General features: G+C 41.3%; 20 protein-coding genes and 5 tRNA genes. All 25 read left to right on the top strand.

From position 1 onward, the window contains the following. The 25 genes from AC4HCY_RS05080 (at position 1) to AC4HCY_RS05200 (ending at position 20,227) form a co-directional block, all read left to right on the top strand. Positions 1-966, top strand: a complete 966-nt coding sequence (locus AC4HCY_RS05080) for a peptidylprolyl isomerase (protein ID WP_491095521.1) — start codon at positions 1-3, stop codon at positions 964-966. Between the two features lie 104 nt (positions 967-1,070). Next, a complete protein-coding gene (gene spoVT, locus AC4HCY_RS05085) occupies positions 1,071-1,628 on the top strand; it encodes a stage V sporulation protein T (RefSeq protein WP_323431384.1) in 558 nt (185 codons plus the stop codon). A 190-nt stretch (positions 1,629-1,818) separates the two neighbouring features. Next, a complete protein-coding gene (locus AC4HCY_RS05090; RefSeq protein ID WP_323431385.1) occupies positions 1,819-3,420 on the top strand; it encodes a putative polysaccharide biosynthesis protein in 1,602 nt (533 codons plus the stop codon). A 67-nt stretch (positions 3,421-3,487) separates the two neighbouring features. Further along, entirely contained in the window at positions 3,488-4,966 is a 1,479-nt protein-coding gene (yabN, locus tag AC4HCY_RS05095) for a bifunctional methyltransferase/pyrophosphohydrolase YabN (protein WP_491096079.1), read from the top strand. A gap of 80 nt (positions 4,967-5,046) precedes the next feature. Continuing rightward, positions 5,047-5,322, top strand: a complete 276-nt coding sequence (locus AC4HCY_RS05100; RefSeq protein WP_255228117.1) for an HU family DNA-binding protein — start codon at positions 5,047-5,049, stop codon at positions 5,320-5,322. A 185-nt stretch (positions 5,323-5,507) separates the two neighbouring features. After that, positions 5,508-5,753 carry an RNA-binding S4 domain-containing protein gene (locus AC4HCY_RS05105; protein ID WP_255228116.1) on the top strand — a complete coding sequence of 82 codons (246 nt, stop codon included), beginning with the start codon at positions 5,508-5,510 and terminating at the stop codon, positions 5,751-5,753. 73 nt (positions 5,754-5,826) lie between these two features. Next, positions 5,827-6,114, top strand: a complete 288-nt coding sequence (gene yabP / locus AC4HCY_RS05110; protein WP_255228115.1) for a sporulation protein YabP — start codon at positions 5,827-5,829, stop codon at positions 6,112-6,114. Positions 6,115-6,144: 30 nt separating this feature from the next. Further along, complete coding sequence (gene yabQ / locus AC4HCY_RS05115) at positions 6,145-6,678, top strand: spore cortex biosynthesis protein YabQ (protein ID WP_323431386.1); 534 nt, start codon at positions 6,145-6,147, stop codon at positions 6,676-6,678. A 21-nt stretch (positions 6,679-6,699) separates the two neighbouring features. Further along, positions 6,700-7,014, top strand: coding sequence for a cell division protein FtsL (ftsL, locus tag AC4HCY_RS05120; protein WP_323431387.1), 315 nt, complete (start codon positions 6,700-6,702; stop codon positions 7,012-7,014). 82 nt (positions 7,015-7,096) lie between these two features. Continuing rightward, positions 7,097-7,522 (top strand): S1 domain-containing RNA-binding protein, encoded by a 426-nt coding sequence (locus AC4HCY_RS05125; RefSeq protein ID WP_323431388.1) that lies wholly within the window; start codon positions 7,097-7,099, stop codon positions 7,520-7,522. A 73-nt stretch (positions 7,523-7,595) separates the two neighbouring features. Beyond that, positions 7,596-8,516, top strand: coding sequence for a Ppx/GppA phosphatase family protein (locus AC4HCY_RS05130; protein WP_323431389.1), 921 nt, complete (start codon positions 7,596-7,598; stop codon positions 8,514-8,516). A 107-nt stretch (positions 8,517-8,623) separates the two neighbouring features. Continuing rightward, a tRNA-Leu gene (locus tag AC4HCY_RS05135) sits at positions 8,624-8,712 on the top strand. Positions 8,713-8,720: 8 nt separating this feature from the next. Further along, positions 8,721-8,797, top strand: a tRNA-Met gene (locus tag AC4HCY_RS05140). 43 nt (positions 8,798-8,840) lie between these two features. Then, positions 8,841-8,917 (top strand) — tRNA-Met (locus AC4HCY_RS05145). A gap of 23 nt (positions 8,918-8,940) precedes the next feature. After that, positions 8,941-9,015, top strand: a tRNA-Glu gene (locus tag AC4HCY_RS05150). Positions 9,016-9,039: 24 nt separating this feature from the next. Continuing rightward, positions 9,040-9,115 (top strand) — tRNA-Thr (locus AC4HCY_RS05155). A gap of 145 nt (positions 9,116-9,260) precedes the next feature. Next, on the top strand, positions 9,261-9,719 hold the full coding sequence (bcp, locus tag AC4HCY_RS05160; RefSeq protein WP_323431390.1) for a thioredoxin-dependent thiol peroxidase: 459 nt from the start codon (positions 9,261-9,263) through the stop codon (positions 9,717-9,719). Positions 9,720-9,914: 195 nt separating this feature from the next. Beyond that, complete coding sequence (locus tag AC4HCY_RS05165) at positions 9,915-10,139, top strand: DUF1657 domain-containing protein (RefSeq protein WP_323431391.1); 225 nt, start codon at positions 9,915-9,917, stop codon at positions 10,137-10,139. A gap of 342 nt (positions 10,140-10,481) precedes the next feature. Then, positions 10,482-12,845, top strand: a complete 2,364-nt coding sequence (gene spoIIE, locus AC4HCY_RS05170) for a stage II sporulation protein E (protein WP_323431392.1) — start codon at positions 10,482-10,484, stop codon at positions 12,843-12,845. 56 nt (positions 12,846-12,901) lie between these two features. Then, complete coding sequence (locus tag AC4HCY_RS05175) at positions 12,902-13,612, top strand: vWA domain-containing protein (protein ID WP_323431393.1); 711 nt, start codon at positions 12,902-12,904, stop codon at positions 13,610-13,612. Then, positions 13,581-14,495 (top strand): protein kinase domain-containing protein, encoded by a 915-nt coding sequence (locus AC4HCY_RS05180; RefSeq protein ID WP_323431394.1) that lies wholly within the window; start codon positions 13,581-13,583, stop codon positions 14,493-14,495. The genes AC4HCY_RS05175 and AC4HCY_RS05180 overlap by 32 nt, the downstream gene beginning before the upstream one ends. 78 nt (positions 14,496-14,573) lie before the next feature. After that, the gene (tilS, locus tag AC4HCY_RS05185; protein WP_491095522.1) at positions 14,574-15,977 is read left to right on the top strand and encodes a tRNA lysidine(34) synthetase TilS; all 1,404 of its coding nucleotides are present in this window, start codon (positions 14,574-14,576) and stop codon (positions 15,975-15,977) included. Next, on the top strand, positions 15,970-16,506 hold the full coding sequence (gene hpt, locus AC4HCY_RS05190; RefSeq protein WP_323431396.1) for a hypoxanthine phosphoribosyltransferase: 537 nt from the start codon (positions 15,970-15,972) through the stop codon (positions 16,504-16,506). Before tilS ends, hpt begins: the two co-directional genes overlap by 8 nt. A 190-nt stretch (positions 16,507-16,696) precedes the next feature. Continuing rightward, on the top strand, positions 16,697-18,505 hold the full coding sequence (gene ftsH / locus AC4HCY_RS05195; RefSeq protein WP_491095523.1) for an ATP-dependent zinc metalloprotease FtsH: 1,809 nt from the start codon (positions 16,697-16,699) through the stop codon (positions 18,503-18,505). Between the two features lie 54 nt (positions 18,506-18,559). Beyond that, positions 18,560-20,227 carry a formate--tetrahydrofolate ligase gene (locus AC4HCY_RS05200; RefSeq protein ID WP_323433751.1) on the top strand — a complete coding sequence of 556 codons (1,668 nt, stop codon included), beginning with the start codon at positions 18,560-18,562 and terminating at the stop codon, positions 20,225-20,227. Positions 20,228-20,233 lie beyond the last annotated feature (6 nt).

The raw sequence follows: 20,233 nt of genomic DNA on the forward strand, positions 1-20,233 counted from the left end.
ATGAACCACAAAAAACTGTTGGGAGCCACGGCTGTAATTGTTGCATTTATGGTATTTGCAGCTTCAGGCTGCGGCATAGTAAAGGTAAAGCCCCAGGATGCGGACAAAATTATTGTGGCTGTGGTGGACGGAGAGAATATCACCAAGGCGGAATTTGATAAGATATTTGAAATATTCAAGACCCAGGTAGAGCTGAATCAGGACTCAAGCATATGGGATAAAGAGTATGAAGGGAAGAAATATATCGATCTGGCCAAGGAACAGGTGCTGGACCAGATGATAGGCGACCGGGTACAGCTTCGCAAGGCCAACGAATTGGGCATAGCCGTATCTGATGAAGAAGTTAATGCGGAAGTGGATAAATGGAAGAAGCTTTTCAACTCTGATGAGAAGTATATTGAGTTTTTAACCACATTGAAAATGGAAGAAGCTTATTTTAAGGATAATCTTAAAAAAGATCTGATGATAAACAAGATGAAGGAAAAGCTCACTCAGAGCGTAGAGATTACTGATACTGAGCTGGCAGACTATTACAACAGCCATATGAACCTGTTCTATAAGGTTAAGGCAAGCCACATACTGCTGGATACTGAAGAAGAAGCCAAGAAGATACTGGAAAGGGTCAAGGCCGGCGAGGATTTCAATGCATTGGCCAAGGAATTCTCAACAGATCCGAGTGCCAAGGAAAACAGCGGCAGTTTGGGCTATTTCAGACATGGAGAGATGGTAGAGCCCTTTGAGCAGGCGGCTTTTGCACTAAAACCGGGTGAAGTCAGCGACTTGGTAAAGAGCGATTATGGCTATCATATAATAAAGGTTGAAGATAAAACCATAGATAAATTTGAGGATGTCAAGGACGAATTGAAGAATACCCTGATAACCGATAAGAAAAACCAAAATTACAGCACTTCCTTAGAGGAAATGAAGAGCAAGGCCAAAATAGAAAAATTTCCGAAAAACCTGTAGGATATGGGCAAATTTGCAAATATGTGTATAAAAGCTTAACCTCCGTAAAATACTAAGGATTACAGACACAGTTGTCAAAAAAAATCGCAAAAGGAGGGGAAAGCGTGAAAGCAACTGGAATTGTAAGGCGTATAGATGATCTTGGAAGAGTCGTCATACCTAAGGAAATAAGAAGAACCCTTCGCATTAGGGAAGGCGACCCTCTTGAGATTTTCACAGACCGAGAGGGAGAAGTCATCCTGAAGAAGTACTCTCCAATAGGGGAACTGAGTGATTTTGCGAAAGAATATGCAGAATCGCTACATAGCTCATTGGACCATATTGCGTGTATAAGCGACCGTGATACAATAATAGCGGTAGCAGGAGCCTCCAAGAAAGAACTTTTTGAGAAAAAAATAAGCCAATCTGTGGATAAAATTATCGAAGACAAGATGGCAATAATGCTGGATGGTGCAAATAACAATAAAATGATAAATATAACAGCAGAAGAAGAGGGCCCGCCCAAATATACTTCAGGTGTTATAGTACCTATCGTAGCAGAAGGAGATCCAATTGGTTCGGTTATACTGCTCAGCAAGGAGTCAAATGTAAAGATGAGCGATTTGGAGAAAAAGATTGCTGAGACCGCAGCTAGTTTCTTAGGAAAACAAATGGAACAATAGATCAAGATGGCAGCAAAAGAGGCTGCCATCATTTTTTCTTTTGTTAGAGCAAAGGGTTCTAATAAGGTTATTTAATGTATATTTTAACTAATAGATGTGATAAAATGTATTTGTCCGGCAGCTCGCGGCTGACATATATAAGTGCTGCTGAGCTAATAATACTGTTAAATTGCAGACTTGGGGGTCAATCATGGAAAATAACAAACACTCTTTTGTAAAGGGCGCATTAATACTTACCATAGCAGGAATTATATCTAAAGTATTAGGAGCCATATATAGGATTCCGCTGGGGCAGATAATTACCTCAGAAGGTCTGGCTTATCATCAGACAGCCTATGATCTTTATATTCTCATGCTCACTTTTTCCTCTTACGCCATACCTACAGCCATATCCAAGCTGGTATCCGAAAGGCTGGAAGTGGGGAGAAATGATGAGGCCCATAAGATATTCAGAGTGGCTATGGCGCTTCTGGCCGTCATTGGGCTTGCTCTATCCGTCATATTGTTTTTCAGCGCAGAAGCTTTCTCACAAGCTTTTAAAAATCCAGGTTCCTATCTGGCGGTTCTTGCAGTTTCGCCGGCCATATTTACGGTTTCTATAAGCGGTGCCTTCAGAGGGTACTTTCAAGGCATGCAGAACATGGGACCCAGCGCCGTATCCCAAGTAACGGAGCAGATAAGCAGGGTGCTGGTAGGCTTCTTATTGGCCTATATGCTTCTCCCCAGGGGTTATATGGCATCGGCAGCCGGTGCTATCTTTGGAACTACTATTGGGGGACTGGTAAGCTTTTTTACTCTTTATATAATATATGCAAAAAAGAAAAGGGCAATAAAGGCAGATCTGGTACGCTTCAAAGGCAGAGGAACCGAATCTATCGGCAGCATAATCAACAGGATAATTAAATTTTCTTTGCCTATCATGATCGGCGGAAGCATCATGCCCATAATGAGCCTTCTCGATACTTTTATTGTAATGGATAGATTGCAGGCTGCCGGCTTTGATCAGATAGTGGCTACAAAGCTTTTTGGGCAGCTCAAGGGCATGGCAACCTCCTTCATAAACCTTCCCCAGGTATTTACCATATCATTGGCGGCAAGTCTTGTACCATCCATATCAGAGTCCATGGCTAGGAACGATATGGACTCGGTAAGGCGAAAATCCAGGCTGGCTTTAAAGATGAGCTTGATTTTAGGATTGCCTGCTGCAATGGGGCTTTTTATACTGGCAGGGCCTATAATGAGGATGTTTTATCCCAATGAAGGTGCGAGCCTTGGTATAGCACTGATGTATGTATCGCCTGCAGTAATTTTCCTTACTTTGGTGCAGACCATGACAGGCATACTGCAGGGAATGGGAAAGGAAAAAATACCTGTCACCAACATGGTGGCAGGGGCTTCGGTAAAGGCCGTAGTAAGCTATGTGCTCACTTCTATGCCTGCTTTGAATATAAACGGGGCCGCCATTGGCACGGTATTGGGATATGCTGTGGCAACAGTGTTGAATCTGAAGGCCTTGAGACAGTATCAAAAAAAAGGTTTGGGAATTATATCGATAACCGCAAAGCCCGCTGTTGCATCCATAGCGATGACCCTTGTCGCATATTTCAGCTATAAGCTGCTGCATGCCTCTATAGAGAGCAAGTATGTTCCAACCTTGGTCAGCATATCCCTGGCGGCATTGGCATATGTGATAGTGCTGGTAGTCATCAGGGGGATCACTGAAGAAGAGCTTGATACAGCCCCGGGAGGCAAAAAACTTGCCAGGATGCTGAAGAAAAAAGGGCTGCTATAAATATGAGTTAGGAATGAGGAGTGGGGAATACCCTAGCTTTTGTTATCTGAATTAGGAGGCGATTACTATAGGAAAAATAACAATAATAGGCCTTGGGCCTGGAGACTATGAGAGCCTCACCCTTAAGGCGGAGAATATAATAAAAAATGCAGAGATACTGATACTGAGAACGGAAAAGCATCCTTTGGTAGATAAGATATCCGGTATGGGAATAAAGTTTTCTACCTGCGATGATATTTATGATTCGGCGGATACTTTTGAGGAAGTGTATGAAACCATATGCAACAGGGTTATAAATATTGCATTAGAAGGCAATAATGTAGTATATGCAGTGCCGGGACATCCTTTGGCTGCAGAAAAAAGTGTAGAGATGATCCTTGCCGAAGCAAAGGGAAAGGCAGAGGTAGTCGTAGAAAGCGCCATGAGCTTTATAGATGCGGTGACTGCCGCATTGAAGATAGATATTTCCTCAGGCTTAAAGATTATTGATGCCTTGGGACTGGATAAACAGAAGCCGGATATAAATTGCGGCAATATTATCACTCAGGTTTACAGCAAATTAGTCTGCTCGGAAGTAAAATTGATACTAATGGACCATTATAAAGATGAGCAAAAAGTATGTATAATAAAAGCAGCAGGTGTCGAAGAGCAGCAAATAATGGAATGGATTGAACTCCATCAATTAGATTCCATAGAATGGGTGGATTATCTTACAAGCATCTACATACCCCCTGCGGAAGAAAATAAAAGGTTTAAAAGCATGGATGATTTGGTAAATCTCATGGAATACCTAAGGGGTGACGAAGGCTGCCCCTGGGACAGAAAACAAAACCATAACAGCCTGAAGCCTTACCTTTTGGAAGAATGCTATGAAGTTATCGATGCGATAGAAATCGGCGATATAGACCAATTGATTGAAGAGCTAGGGGACGTGCTTCTCCAAGTAGTGTTTCATTGTCAGATTGGGAAGGAGGCTGGTGAGTTCCACATCCATGATGTCATCACGTTTTTAGCAGACAAACTGATTTCAAGACATCCTCATGTATTTGGTCAGGTCGAGGCCAATGATGAAAGCGGTGCCTTAGAGAACTGGGAAGCAGCAAAAAGAAACGAAAAAGGCATGGATAACTATACTGATACTCTGAAAGCTATTCCAAAGGCAATGCCTTCTTTGACCAGAAGCTGGAAGGTCCAGGAAAAAGCTGCCCTGACAGGATTTGACTGGCCTGATGTGGATGGAGCAATGGCAAAGGTTGATGAAGAAATTTTGGAATTAAAAGAGGTATATAAAACTGCAAAAAAAGACAAAATAGAAGAAGAAATTGGTGATTTACTTTTTGCAGTGGTAAATGTGGCAAGATTTCTTAAAATGCAACCTGAGCTCGCTTTAACAAAGACCATAAATAAATTCATTCTCAGATTCAGCTATATCGAAGAAATTGCTATGGCTCAAGGTAAAAAAATGGAAGAAATGACGTTGGAAGAGATGGATTTGTTGTGGAATAAGGCAAAAACACATAATTTTACTAAAACTGATAAAAACTAATCATAAAAAAGAAGGATTTTTGCCAGAAATAGAGAATATGCTTATAGTACTCATGAACAAAATAATAGGAGGGTTATTTAATGAACAAAGCTGAACTTATCGCCAGCATGGCTGAAAAATGCGAATTGACAAAAAAGGATACTGAAAAGGCTCTAAAAGCATTCATGGATACTGTACAGGAATCACTTGCAAAAGGTGACAAAGTGCAGTTGGTGGGTTTTGGTACATTCGAAGTTAAGCAAAGAGCTGCCAGAGTAGGCAGAAACCCAAGAACAAAAGAAGAAATAAAGATACCGGCTTCAAAAGCTCCATTATTCAAACCAGGCAAGGATCTTAAAGATTCTGTCAACAAGTAAAAGCGCTTAATTACATACGCAGAGCAAAATCAGGTCTATGACCTGATTTTTTTGTAGAATGAGACTTGACTTTGCTTTACTGCAATAACTCATTGATGCATCTATTGTGTTGACTGATAAGACCCAAGAGGAATACATTCACCCTGAGCTCTGAGTTCTGAGTTCTATTCTAAGGAGGAAAATATATGAGATTGGATAAATTCCTTAAAGTATCAAGATTGATAAAGAGAAGGACTGTCGCCAAGGAAGCCTGCGAGGGGGATAAGATATATCTCAACGGAAAGATATCAAAGCCCGGAGCGGAGGTAAAGATAGGGGATATAATTGAGATTGTATTCGGGGACAGGAGGATAAGAGCAGAAGTCCTGAGCATAAACGAAAAGGCAGCCAAGGATGAAGCCAAGGAAATGTACAGGATTTTGGAAGGTTAAGACACATATTATGGTTGATCCCGCATATAAATGAATAAAGTTCTCTATTTTAGCAGGTGCAGGAGGTCTATATATGGAAGATATTAAAGGCATAAAAGCCAAACACCATAATATCACTCTTGAAAGCCGGGAAAAGCTTAATATAAGCGGAGTTACGGATGTAGGCAGCTTTGATGAAAGCAATGTGATTGTGAGCACACAAATGGGAGAGCTTGTGATAAAAGGCGAGGATTTGCGCATCAGCAGCCTGGATGTCAATGATGGAAATGTGTCGATCAAAGGCCTTGTACACTCGATAGCATATGAATCAAAGGGAGCATACAAGAACGAAAGAGGGTTTTTTAAGAGTCTCTTCAAATAAAAAGTACGCTGCAGTAATGGAGGTTTTCCTATGGAGACAGTACATTTTCAAGTTTACGTTTTTTCTATTACTGTATATGGCGGGATAATAATCGGACTAGCGTATGATATGTACAGGGTGATCAAGGGTGTCCACAGAACAAAAGGGATGATCACTTCCCTCTGGGATATATTGTTTTTGCTGATGACCCTTATGATAGCAGTATGGGCCATATTCTCCAGCAATTATGGTGATTTGAGGATTTATGTTTTTATAGGCTTCGTCGTCGGCTTCTTTTTATATGAAAAAATAATCAGCAAAATAGCAGCAGCGTTATTTTCCTATATACTTCAATCCATAAGAGCTGCAGTAAAAAGAGGGAGCCGTTTGATAATTTTGCCTTTAAGGTTTTTATGGTATTTTATTGTACGCCCTTTTTCCAAGATAAGGGAATATTTGAAAACAAAAATAATAAAAACTAAGAAAAAAGCATTATTGCCTAAAAAACTATTGAGAGATGCGAAGAAATATTATAAACTGATAATTAAAAGGGATAATCATAAAGAGGATGAACAACGGCTATAGAAATTTGGGAGGATAGGCATTATGAAGAGTAAAAGAAAAAAGAAAATAATATGGACTAATTTTTTTGCGTTTATATTTATTCTTTATGCTGCCTTCACCATTGCCAGCCAGCAAGTCACCATATACAGGCTGAAAAAATCACAGCAGGAGATATCCGGGAAAATTCAAACAGCCAAAAAAGAGAATCAAAAGCTGCAGGACATGCTTAAGGATACTTCAACCAAGGAGTATATCGAGAAAGCAGCCCGGGAGCAGCTTGGATTGGTTAAGCCCGATGAGAGAGTATATGTTGATCAGTCCTCGTCTGATGTCAATTTGCAAGAAGGGGGTAATTAGTTATAGTAATTTTTTTCTAATATCTTCTGGAAATTATTTTTAATTATCACCCATTGCAAATTAAAGGAGGAATTTTTTCAGTATGCCTATAGAGGAAGGTATGATAGTTGATGGAGTTGTAGCCAATATAACCAAATTTGGTGCTTTTGTTCAACTATCGGGGGGGAAAACCGGACTGGTCCACATTTCAGAGATTGCTGATACGTATATAAAAGATATAAACAGCTATCTAAAAGAAAAACAATCGGTCAGAGTGAAGGTATTGAACATAGACCGAGACGGAAAGATAAATCTGTCGATCAAGCAGGCCCAGACGATTAAAAAGTCCACAAAGCCTGTTGAAATAGACTGGCAGCAAGAATTTAAGAAGACCCAGAACGGAAGCTTTGAGGATAGGCTTTCGAAATTCATGAAGGAGAGCGAGGAAAGGCTTCAGGAATTTATGAAGAATAGAGAGTCAAAGAGAAGCGGCGGTTATAGCCGCAAGGGAGACATTGCCCAGAGATAAAATTATATAATCAATGATACTGTCAGTTATGCTGACAGTATTGTTTTTAAAAACTAACATAAAGGAGATTCGTATGAGTAAAATTGCCGCAATAGATTTGGGAACTAATTCTATAAGATTGATGTTATGTGAGGTTGTAGGAGGTAATTTCAAGCGAAAGACTAAAGAAGTTATTACGACCAGGATAGGCAAAGATATGGGACATTCAAGCTTGCTTACCGAAAAAGCGATGCAGAAAAACATTGAAGCGATCAAATATTTTATGAAAAAAGCGGAAGACTTTGGAGCGGAAAGGATTACAATAGCTGCTACCAGCGCTATAAGAGATGCAGGCAACAGAGAAGATTTCCTGGAAAAGGTGAAAAATGAAACCGGTTTGACCATAAAAGTTTTAGATGGAGAAGAGGAAGCAGCGATAGGCATGTTTGGAGCATCCTATGGCCTCGGGAAGAGTGAAAACCTTCTTGTTATAGATGTTGGAGGCGGAAGCACTGAATTGGTGTTGAGCGAAGGTGAGAATATCCTTTATTCTGCCAGTATTAATGCAGGAGCCGTCAGGATGACGGAAAAGTTTATCAAAACAAATCCGATCCATCAATCAGATATAAATGCCCTGGAAAAAAATCTGGATCTTTTGTTTAGGGACGCTTTATCTTTTTTGAAAAATAAGAAAATAGGCAGAATAGTGGCTATTGGCGGTACCGCGACAACTGCGGCTTCGATTTTCCATCAAATGAAAGTATATGATTGGGAGATAGTTCACAATACTATATTAGCCAGAGAATTTTTAAACAAAATTTTTGAAAACTTGAAGGCTATGTCGGTTAAAGAAAGGTATGTTGTAAAAGGCTTGCAGAAAGAAAGAGCCGATATCATACCTGCAGGTATTTTTATAACAAAATATATTATGGAAAAGCTGAATGCTGAGGAGATCATCATAAGCGAAAATGATAATCTTGAGGGCATGGTAATAAAATACAGCGGAGTCTTTTAGAGCCTCCAATTCAGGATTTTTTTATATTTCATAAAATTGTTGTTGACGATTGGGGATAAAACATATATAATTATATTTGTCGCTGTACGGTGATAGCCGAGCAGTTGGCCGGAGTGGCGGAACTGGCAGACGCACAGGACTTAAAATCCTGCGGTCCCAAAAGACCGTACCGGTTCGATTCCGGTCTCCGGCACCAGTATTCATCGCGGGGTAGAGCAGTCCGGTAGCTCGTCGGGCTCATAACCCGGAGGTCGTGGGTTCAAATCCCTCCCCCGCAACCAAAATTTAAAAGATGATTGTCATGATGCATTACAATCAGATAACGGCGGCGTAGCTCAGTTGGCTAGAGCATTCGGTTCATACCCGAACGGTCATTGGTTCAAATCCAATCGCCGCTACCATTTATTTTTGAAGCAAAAGATATGGCCCATTGGTCAAGCGGTCAAGACATCGCCCTCTCACGGCGGTAACGGGGGTTCGATTCCCCCATGGGTCACCATAAAGCCTATAATAATTTAGATACGCTGGTGTAGCTCAGCAGGTAGAGCAGCTGACTTGTAATCAGCAGGTCGGGGGTTCAATTCCGTCCACCAGCTCCATTTGAAACAAAGCTTGCAAAGCAAATAACTTTGCAAGCTTTTTATAATTTATAGGGAAGTATAGATTTCTTTTGCTCCATAATCTTGAAGTATGGTATAAAAAATGCCATAATATTGCTAATAAAGAAGTAAGGGAGATAAAGCTATGTTGCATATTGGAGAAAAAGCACCTGATTTTACATTGAATGACAAGGATGGCAATGCCGTAAGCCTTTCTGATTTTCGAGGCAAAAAGGTGGTCGTGTATTTTTATCCCAAGGATAATACTCCCGGATGCTCACGCCAGGCTCAAGCCTTTAAAGCTTTATATGACAGCTTTAAGAACAATGATATTGTGATCATAGGCATCAGCAAGGACAGTGAAAAATCCCACCAGAGCTTTGTGACCAAATATGAGCTGCCTTTTATCCTGTTATCGGATCCGGAGCTCAAGGCAATTCAGGCATATGGTGTATGGCAGGAGAAAAAAATTTATGGCAAAACAAGCATGGGCGTAGTGCGCTCAACTTATATAATCGATGAAGAAGGAAAGGTTATGAAGGTTTTTCCGAAAGCAAAGCCTGATACCAATGCGGCAGAAATTTTAGAATTTCTCGTAAAATAGAAGATTCAATAAAAAATATCGCAAGTTTTGCGATATTTTTTATTATGCATGGGAAATCCCCATTAAAAGGACTGTAAAGTCTTTTTTTAATAAAATGCATTTTATTCATAAAAAATCAAAAAATGTTCTACATATTAATTCGCTAAATAAACAGAATATCTAATGAAATCAATTTTAAAATGAGGTGAATTGAAAATGACAGTGCAAAGCGATTTAAAGAAAGCCATAGCATCAGCAGAGGCTGCAAAAGGCACTTATTCGATGGCGGCCGAGTCTACTGAAGATCAGACCGCAAAACAAAAATATGAGGAAATGAAGGTAGATATGGATAAGCATCTGATGTATCTGAACAACCGCCTGAACTATCTGAACAGCAGCAACAGCCTGAATCAGCAGCAGAGTCAACAGCCCCTCGAGTAATCCGGCGCATTAGTTTTAAAATGCGATGGGGAACGGCAAACACGAAAAGTCACTGAAACTTCACAAAAAATCCTTCCGTGTTTTTCCGTGAAAAATTCCGTGTCTTTCAGTGGTTTCCGTCTCCTCTTTTGTCGCATTATTTTAAGATTATGTCATTTCGTTGTTTAACTTGTCACAAATATTTTTTCCCGCCCAAACCTAACTTGACAAATATTTCAGCCAGCTTTTGGTAATATAAACTTTACAGGATTAAAGATAAAGACTTCATAGTATTTGCAGAATCATAAAATTGAAGCGGTTGGCACAAAAGCTTGATTTAATAAATAACAGGTGGTGGGTATATTGGTAGATCTGATTGCTCCCGGGAAGAAAGCGATGCCCAAGCTGAGGGCTATTGCACAGAGCAGTGGTTTTATGCTGATTGCCGGCGGGGCTTTTTTCGGATTTTTTATGGGGAGGATAGTTATACTGGATTTCTTAAATCCTTTCTCAATGGCTTTATTATGTGCGTCCATGATAAACGGTGTGAGTCCCTATGTCATATGCACCAGCATCCTTGCAGGTTCATTCAGCCTCAATAGTCCCGAACTTTTGCTAAAAAACATTATCCTGATCTTTGTACTGCTGTTTTTTTATTTGATCATAAAGAGGACAAGGCTTAATAAGAAAATGTTTTTCAGCATATTTGCTCCATTGGCCAATCTGACTGCAGGAATTTTTATTTTTTATATAAAAGATTATTATCTCTATGACATGCTCATGATAATCATAGAATCCGTCATGATGTGCGCATTGATAAATATTTATGACAAGTCTGTCTCCTTTTTCATCAACATAAAAAAAAGGACTAAAATATCTGCTGAGGAGATAATCTCTGCCTCATTGCTCATAACCTCGGCTTTTTTGGGAGCCTCAGTACATATCTGGCAGCTGTCGGTTAAAAACATCATATCCATATCAATAATCCTGCTGCTGTCCCATTTCGGCAATATAGGAACCGGAGCTGCATCAGGCACTGTTTTCGGAGTTTTGCAAGCCCTGTCCGGTGATATATATCCTTCTGCAATCGGAGTATACGGAATTTGCGGAGTTTTGGCGGCCGCCTTCAAACCTTATGGCCGGTTCATGTCGGTGCTGGGATTTATCCTTGGGAATGCCGTCATGACCTTCTATATAAACGGTTCGACGGAGGTTCTCATAAGGCTGGAAGAAATCTTGGCTGCTGCTTTGATATTCATGCTTATCCCTGATAAGAAGATAGAAAAATTATTTTCTCATAAATGGGGATATACTGCCGCTTCTTCAAGGAAAAAAGGAGAAGAGAGCAGAGTAAAGGACTATACTGTAGAGAGGCTGTCCGAGATATCCCAAGTATTCAGGGAGCTGTCTGTTTCCATGAGTGCCGGTCTCGGAGGAAAGGAATATTTCTCTCAATTGGATGCGGCGGAGATCTTGGAAAAGGTGGTAAGGGATGTATGCCACGGCTGCGGTATGTATAATACCTGCTGGAAAAAGGAATTCTACGGCACCTATCAAAAAATGTTCAATGCTTTATCCGAAATAGAAAGCGGCAATTATGATGAGAGAGATAAGGGTATAAAGATCATAAATAAATGCTTATTTCCTGAAAAAGTATGGAGCAGGCTTAAATACCATTACGATATATACAGGCATACCATTGCATGGAAAAAGAAGGTGGATAGCAGCCGGCATGCATTGAGCCGTCAAATGCAAGAGACCTCAAAGCTCATCAGCGGGCTGGCCAATAAATTCAATGCAAATCTGGAGTTTGATAAAGAGCTGGAGGAAGAGATTGCCGTTCATATGGATAAGCTGGGTATAGGCCTTGAAGATGTGACCGTAGTCGTCGACAAGTACAGCACTGAAATAGATATAAGGCACAAAAATTGCAAGGGCAAAAAGGAGTGCATGAACAAGCTTCTCCCTGAGATAAGAAATATTACAGGCAAGCATTTTGTCAAATATGATGCGGCCTGTGCCCTTTCGGGGAGGGACACATGCACCCTGAGATTAAGGGAAGCTCATAAGTATTGTATTGCCACAGGCATTGCCAGGATGCAAAAGAACTCTTCTTCCGTATCGGGAGATAATTATTCCATGATGGAGCTTAAGGATGGAAAGTTTTTTATGATACTGAGCGACGGAATGGGCAGCGGACCCAGAGCGGCCATGGAAAGCGGGATGGCCCTTAATCTGCTCGAGAGGTTTTTGATCGCAGGCTATGATCAGAATACAGCCTTGGAAGCTGTGAATTCGCTTCTGCTGATAAAATCCGATGATGAGAATTACGCCACCGTCGATATGACCATAATAAACCAATACAATGGAGAGGTGGAGTTTTTAAAGGCAGGAGCCGTATCAACCTTTATAAAGTACGAGGATCATGTGGATATAATCAAGAACAGCTCTCTGCCTGCCGGCATACTTGATAAGATAGATGTTGAGTTCAACAGGAGGAAGATCGGCGATGGGGATTTTGTAGTCATGATTACAGACGGGGTGCTGGAAGCCAACGCTAAGGATTTGGACAAGGAAAAATGGCTGGGAGATATGATATATAATATTGATACAAGAAATCCCAAAAAAATGGCGGATGCCATAATGGAGAATTGTCTCCAGAAATCCAAGGGCCAAAGAACCGATGATATGACCGTATTGGTAGCGAAGCTCTGGAAATCCGCATAGAATGTGAATATAAACCTCCTTTTTTGGCAATAAGTACAGAAAAAGGAGGTTTTATTATGGATGGAGATTGCGGAATCATAAGACAGATGATAATCATTACAGACGGAAGGTCAAACATAGGCATAAACCCGGTGGAAGCGGCAGCCAAAGCCAAAGCATCAGGGATCACGGTAAGCGCAATAGGCATAATCGATGGCGAAGGAAAAGACGAGAAGGATGTGATGGAGGTAGAGGCCATATCCAAAGCAGGGGGAGGTCTTAGCGATTATTGCTATCCCAGGAATCTGAGCATGACTCTTCAGGCTATGACTCAAAAAACCGTAAACCATACCCTGGAATGCATTGTGAGCAGGCAACTAAAAACTATCATAGGTCAGGATATGACGAATATAGAACCGAAATCCAGGATGAAGGTTGTGGAATTCATAGAAAACTACGGAGAGAGAGTTGATTTGCTTTATGCCATAGTGCTGGATACCAGCAAGAGCATGACCAATAAGTTGGAGCTGGCCAAAAGCTGTATTACTGATTTGATGGAGGCATTGAGCCACCGCAAAGGCGTGAGCAAGGTAGCCTTGATTTCGTATCCGGGAGATGACAGCCAATCAGTCGGTATAGCCTGTGAATTTACATCTGAAATATCGGTTCTGAAGGAAGGACTGAAGCTTTTAAAGGCCGGCGGAGGGACTCCTACAGGACCTGCCATTTTGTCCGCCCTGGAACTGATGCTGGAAGATGAAGCTCCTGCTCAAGCTCATTATGTATAATATCATAAACAAGAAGATAACCGGCCGCTGGTATAAAAGCAATTATAAAATCATCAGGCTCATAGGCAATGGAGGTGTCGGGGAAATATATCTTGCGGCGCATGAAAAAAGAGGATTGGTTGCTCTTAAAATCAGCAGATCCATGTTGAGCATCACCAGGGAATATGATAATATGAAGAAATGTGAAGGCAAGAAATATTTGCCCATGGTTTATGAGCTTGATGATTTTGAGATCCGCGGCGAAGCATATCACTTTTTTGCGATGGAATATATTGATGGATATGACCTGTCCAAAGTCATGAAGAGCGATTTGCCTCTGAAGCTGAAATTAGAAATTTTTATAATAATACTCCGAATTATTGAGGATATTAATGAGGAAGGGTTGATTTATTCAGATTTAAAGCATGAGAATATAATGGTGGACAGCCGAAATCTTTTCATACGTCTCGTGGATTTCGGAAGCTTAACGCCGGCGGGGGGTATTATAAAGGAATATACCCCCTTGTATGATAGATGCTCCTGGAATATGGGAGACAGGACTGCCGATGGGACTTATCAGGTATTCAGCGCAGCGGTCTTGCTTATGACACTCATTCTAGGGTACAAGCTTCAGCCGGACAAGAACAATATATCATCCATCAGCAAAGCTTTAGCTAAGAATAATACCCCTGAAACGCTTGCAGATTTGATTGAGAAGGCTTTTAAGGGTGAGATAAAAAATTGCAGGCTGTTTTATGAAAAGCTTATGAATGTGGATATTTCTGTGAAGAAAAAAGACCTTAAGCTTAATGCTTTGTTAGATTCCATTATAGCCATATTAGTTTTTTTGTTGGGAGTTGTGCTTGTAAATCTAAAAGCTCTGACTCCCATTTCTCTGTTCTAGAAAAGAGGATAATCTGTCCTGTTGTAGAATAAACTAAAAAATGATCAATAAAGCCATGAAAAAGGGAGTTGATATTGCATGAGAGATTTGCCTTTGACCGCAGAAGAAACAATAAAGAAATATAACATGCTGAGCCCCGGAGATTTCGTTGTTGTCGGATTATCAGGAGGGCCGGATTCTCTGTGCCTCCTTCATGTGCTTTTGGGACTTAAGGAATCCTGGGATTTAAAGATATATGCAGCACATCTCAATCATCAATTCAGAGGCAAGGATGCGGATGATGACGCTCAATATGTGAAGGACATATGCAAAGAATGGAATGTTGAGGTCTTTGTCCAGGTTTTTAATGTTTCTGCTTATGCAAAGGAAAAGGGATTATCCTCGGAAGAAGCGGGAAGGGAAATAAGATACAAGCTTTTCACCGATGTGGCAGAGCAAGTAAAAGCCGGCAAGATAGCCGTAGCCCACAATATGAACGATAATGCGGAAACGGTTCTTATGAATTTATTCAGAGGAAGCGGTATAGAAGGATTAAAAGGGATCGAAGCATTCAGGGGAGAGATCATAAGGCCTCTTATAAACGTGAGCAGAGATGAAATTGAGGCCTATTGCGAAGAAAAAGGCCTCAAGCCCAGAATAGACAAGACAAATCTGGAGCCTATATATGGAAGAAATAAGATCAGGCTGGAGCTTATACCCTATATAGAAAAGAATTTTAATGCAAGCATAATGAGCACATTGCACAGGCTTTCGGATATTGTTGCAATAGAAAATGATTTTTTGCATAAAGAGGCTAAAATTACATTTTTAGAGATTGCAATTACAGGTGAAAATAGTATAGAATATAATATCAACAAATTGAGAAATATTCATCCCGCCCTTATGCGCAGAGTCATAAGGTTAGGCATAGAAGAGCTCTTAGGAAGCCTAAAGGGCATAGAGTATAAAAATATCGAAGGAGTGGTGGACCTACTCGACAAAAGCACCGGAGCTGCTGTCATACTGCCCAATAATATCAAAGCTTACATATCCTATGATAAGCTGATATTGAAATTTGATAGAGACAATGAAAGCTATAAGTATTATTTGAAGCTTGAAAACGATGCGGACAATATTGCTGAATTTCTGGATTTTACGATAAGCTTGAGGAGTATAGATGCCTCCCAGATAACCGATCTTAAGAAAGATAATAAGCATAAGGCCTATATCGATAAGGACAAGATAAAGCAAGAACTGGTTTTGAGAAACCGTTTGGAGGGAGATGTTTTTTCTCCTATAGGCCTGAAAGGCACAAAAAAATTGAAGGAATACTTTATTGATGAAAAGATACCGAAGGAAGAGCGGGACAATATTTTTCTCATCGCCGACGGTAAGGAAGTCGTTTGGATATTAGGAAAGAGATTGAGCGATAAGTATAAGATCACAGGGAATACAAAAGAAGCAATTATGATTAATATGATGAGGGGGACCTATGATGAATAACGATATATTAAAGATACTTATAAGCCAGGACGAGATCAAAGAAAAAGTAAAGGAATTAGGGCAGCTTATTACAAAGGATTATAAGGATAAAGATCTTATGGTTATAGGAATACTCAAAGGGTGTGTAGTATTTTTATCCGATCTGATAAGAGAGATAAATTTACCTCTTACTATGGATTTTATGGTTGTTTCCAGCTATGGTTCATCTACAAAGTCCTCCGGTGTCGTAAGGATTGTAAAGGATCTGGAAAAGGATATAGCAGGCAAGGATATACTGATTATTGAGGATATTGTGGATACGGGACTTACATTGAGCTATCTGGTTGAATACCTCAAATCCAGGAATGCCAGCAGCGTAAAGATATGCACTCTTTTGGAAAAACCGGACAGGAGAAAGGCAGAGGTTGATCTGGAATATGTGGGCTTCCACATACCAGATGAGTTTGTCGTCGGATATGGCCTGGACTATGCAGAGCTTTACAGGAATTTACCCTTCGTTTGCGTTCTAAAACCGGAGGTATATTCTTAATTGTAAATTATGGTTCAATATGATAAAATTATTTTGTTGTCTTAAGAATATAGTTTAATCTGTTGTGGCAGCTTGCTGCAAATTAACCTGCAGCATCGGCAAACAGAATAGGCTGGCACGACATGTTGATTTAAAAGAATGATAAGAAAGCTTTTCGACTATGTTAACACGGTTTAAAGGAGGGTAATTTTTGAAAAAGTTTTTGAGGGGTATAAGCTTTTACGTGCTTATTTTTATAATAATCATTTTCTTTGCCCAGATATTCAGCAATACCGGTGAAGGAAAGACCAAGCTCACTTATACCCAGTTTATATCAGAGGTTGAGAATAAAAGGATAAGAGAAATATATGTGACAGTTGTGGGTGATACTTCAATCATCAATGGAAAGCTTAGCGATGGTAAAAAGTTTGAAACAGCAGTGCCCACTCTTCAATTCAATCAATTGGCACAGGATTATGCAGAGAGAGGGACACTTAATATAATATATGAAAAGCCTCAGCAGACTTCGGTATGGCTTTCTATTTTGCCGCCGGTCGTGCTGATTCTGCTGTTTATAGTCTTTTTCTTCATATTTACCCAGCAAACCCAAGGCGGGGGTAACAGGGTCATGTCCTTTGGCAAGAGCAGGGCGAAGCTCCTGACGGATGATAAGAAAAAAGTTTCTTTTGCTGATGTGGCAGGCGCAGATGAAGAGAAGGAAGAATTGGGCGAGATCGTTGATTTTCTCAAGCAGCCCCGGCGTTTTATAGAATTAGGCGCCAGGATTCCCAAGGGTATTTTGCTGGTCGGCCCTCCGGGCACAGGCAAAACTTATCTTGCCAAGGCAGTTGCAGGGGAAGCGGGAGTTCCTTTCTTCAGCATCAGCGGCTCAGATTTTGTCGAGATGTTTGTAGGCGTGGGAGCTTCAAGGGTGAGGGATTTATTTGAGCAGGCAAAGAAAAGCTCTCCCTGCATAATTTTCATAGACGAAATAGATGCCGTAGGGAGGCAAAGGGGCGCAGGCTTAGGCGGAGGCCATGATGAAAGAGAGCAAACATTAAATCAATTGCTTGTTGAGATGGATGGATTCAACATAAATGAGGGCATAATAATAATAGCTGCTACCAACAGGCCGGACATACTCGACCCCGCACTGCTCAGACCAGGGAGGTTCGACAGGCAGATCATGGTAGGCATACCAGATGTAAAAGCAAGAGAAGAAATATTGAAGATACATGCCAGAAATAAACCGCTGGCTGAAGGCATAAGCATGGAGACACTCGCAAAAAGCACTCCGGGCTTTACGCCTGCAGATCTGGAAAATCTTATGAATGAGGCTGCTCTTTTGACGGCCAGGAGAAACAAGAAGCAGATAGAGATGAAAGAGCTTGAAGAAGCGACTATAAGGGTGATAGCAGGACCGGAGAAAAAGAGCAGGGTGGTCAGCGAACAGGACAGAAAGCTTACCGCATACCACGAAGCAGGCCATGCAGTGGTGCAGAAGCTCACTCCCAATGCAGATCCGGTTCATCAGGTTTCCATTGTCCCCAGGGGCAGAGCCGGAGGTTATACCATTTCTCTTCCGCAGCAGGATAAATATTATATGTCCAAGATAGAATTAGAGGATCAGATTGTGACTCTTTTAGGAGGCAGAGTGGCTGAGAAGGTGGTACTCAATGATATAAGCACCGGAGCCAAGAATGATCTTGAGAGGGCCACTACCATAGCGCGAAAGATGGTAACCGAATACGGCATGAGCGAGAAGTTGGGACCGATGACCTTTGGCACCGATCATGACGAGGTATTTATAGGCAGAGACCTTGCCAGAAGCAGAAATTACAGCGAAGAGATCGCAGCCAGCATTGACAAGGAGATAAGATACATCATAGAAAGTGCTTATCAGAGGGCAGAAAGAATGCTCAGAGCCAATATTGATAAACTTCATGGTGTTGCTAACGCCTTGCTTGAGAGGGAAAAGTTGGACAAGGAAGAATTTGAAGAAATATTTGCGAATGCATAAGGAATGGTTTAAACCATTCCTTATTAATATAAGATGAAGAATGGAGGCACATATATGAAAACAGACATACAAATAGCTCAGGAAGCTAAGATGAAACCCATTATGGATATCGCTCAGGATGTAGGAATCGCTGAAGAAGAAGTTGAGCTTTACGGCAAGTACAAGGCAAAGGTAAATTTAAGCATCTGGGATAGGCTCAAGGATAAAGCCGACGGCAAGCTGGTTTTGGTCACGGCAATAAATCCTACACCGGCCGGCGAAGGGAAATCGACTACTACTGTCGGTTTAGGGCAAGCACTGGCAAGATTAGGAAAGAAGTCGGCCATAGCACTAAGAGAGCCTTCTTTAGGGCCTGTATTCGGTGTAAAGGGAGGAGCCGCAGGAGGAGGATATGCTCAGGTGGTGCCTATGGAGGATATCAATCTGCATTTCACCGGAGACATGCACGCCATAACCACTGCCAACAATCTTCTTTCCGCCGCCATAGATAATCATATAACCCAGGGGAATGCTCTTGGAATAGATATGAGACAAATAGTTTGGAAGAGAGTCATGGACATGAATGACAGGGCTCTGAGGGAAGTCGTAGTGGGATTAGGCGGGAAAGCCAACGGCTTTGTAAGGCAGGACGGATTTATGATAACTGTTGCTTCTGAGATAATGGCGATCCTTTGTCTATCGACCAGCATGATGGATCTTAAGAATAGGCTTTCAAGGATCATAATAGGATATAATCATGAAAATAAGCCTGTCACTGCAGGAGATTTAAAGGTCCACGGAGCAATGGCATTATTGCTCAAGGATGCGATAAAGCCAAACCTGGTGCAAACCCTGGAAAATACCCCTTCCTTCATACATGGAGGACCCTTTGCAAATATAGCTCACGGCTGCAACAGCATAATGGCAACAAAGCTGGGCTTGAAGCTTGTCGATTATCTGATCACTGAAGCAGGCTTCGGTGCGGATCTCGGAGCGGAAAAGTTCATGGACATAAAATGCAGATACGCAGGAATTGCACCCTCTGCCGTCGTAATAGTCGCTACAGTGAGAGCCTTAAAGATGCATGGCGGTGTTAAGAAGACAGATTTGGGCCAGGAAAACGTGCCCGCGCTGGAGAAGGGCTTTGAAAACCTCAAAAAGCATATTGAGAATATAAACAAATTCGGTGTGCCTGCCGTTGTGGCAATAAACAAGTTCATTACCGATACTGAGGCAGAGCTTGCCAAGCTGACGGATCTTTGCAGAATCCAGGGCGTAGAAGCTTCAATATGCGAAGTTTGGGAAAAAGGCGGAGAAGGCGGAGAGGATCTGGCATCAAAGGTCGTTGAAGCCTGTGAAAAGGAAAGCAGTTTTAAGCTGTTATATGATGCCGATGAAAGGATAAAGGACAAGATCGGCAAGATCGCAAGGGAGATCTATGGGGCTAAAGGTGTGCAATATACAGGGAAAGCAGAGAAGGAGATAAAGCTTCTTGAGGAGCTGGGCCTTGACAAATATCCCATATGCATGGCCAAGACTCAGTACTCTCTGTCAGATAATCCTGATCTTGCAGGAAGGCCTGAAGGCTTCGAGATAACGGTCAAAGAGGTGAGGGTATCGGCAGGTGCCGGTTTCATAGTCGCGTTAACAGGAGATATTATGGTTATGCCCGGGCTGCCTAAGATTCCTTCAGCAGAAAAGATAGACATAGATGAGAAGGGTGTAATTACCGGATTATTCTAATATAAT

The sequence above is a fragment of the Lutispora sp. QWL-02 genome (genome assembly GCF_058315355.1).

Coding starts and splice junctions, on each gene's coding strand:
- AC4HCY_RS05080 (WP_491095521.1), top strand. CDS start 1: ATGAACCACAAAAAACTGTTGGGAGCCACGGCTGTAATTGTTGCATTT.
- AC4HCY_RS05090 (WP_323431385.1), top strand. CDS start 1,819: ATGGAAAATAACAAACACTCTTTTGTAAAGGGCGCATTAATACTTACC.
- AC4HCY_RS05100 (WP_255228117.1), top strand. CDS start 5,047: ATGAACAAAGCTGAACTTATCGCCAGCATGGCTGAAAAATGCGAATTG.
- AC4HCY_RS05105 (WP_255228116.1), top strand. CDS start 5,508: ATGAGATTGGATAAATTCCTTAAAGTATCAAGATTGATAAAGAGAAGG.
- yabP (WP_255228115.1), top strand. CDS start 5,827: ATGGAAGATATTAAAGGCATAAAAGCCAAACACCATAATATCACTCTT.
- yabQ (WP_323431386.1), top strand. CDS start 6,145: ATGGAGACAGTACATTTTCAAGTTTACGTTTTTTCTATTACTGTATAT.
- ftsL (WP_323431387.1), top strand. CDS start 6,700: ATGAAGAGTAAAAGAAAAAAGAAAATAATATGGACTAATTTTTTTGCG.
- AC4HCY_RS05125 (WP_323431388.1), top strand. CDS start 7,097: ATGCCTATAGAGGAAGGTATGATAGTTGATGGAGTTGTAGCCAATATA.
- AC4HCY_RS05130 (WP_323431389.1), top strand. CDS start 7,596: ATGAGTAAAATTGCCGCAATAGATTTGGGAACTAATTCTATAAGATTG.
- bcp (WP_323431390.1), top strand. CDS start 9,261: ATGTTGCATATTGGAGAAAAAGCACCTGATTTTACATTGAATGACAAG.
- AC4HCY_RS05165 (WP_323431391.1), top strand. CDS start 9,915: ATGACAGTGCAAAGCGATTTAAAGAAAGCCATAGCATCAGCAGAGGCT.
- AC4HCY_RS05175 (WP_323431393.1), top strand. CDS start 12,902: ATGGATGGAGATTGCGGAATCATAAGACAGATGATAATCATTACAGAC.
- AC4HCY_RS05180 (WP_323431394.1), top strand. CDS start 13,581: ATGAAGCTCCTGCTCAAGCTCATTATGTATAATATCATAAACAAGAAG.
- tilS (WP_491095522.1), top strand. CDS start 14,574: ATGAGAGATTTGCCTTTGACCGCAGAAGAAACAATAAAGAAATATAAC.
- hpt (WP_323431396.1), top strand. CDS start 15,970: ATGAATAACGATATATTAAAGATACTTATAAGCCAGGACGAGATCAAA.
- AC4HCY_RS05200 (WP_323433751.1), top strand. CDS start 18,560: ATGAAAACAGACATACAAATAGCTCAGGAAGCTAAGATGAAACCCATT.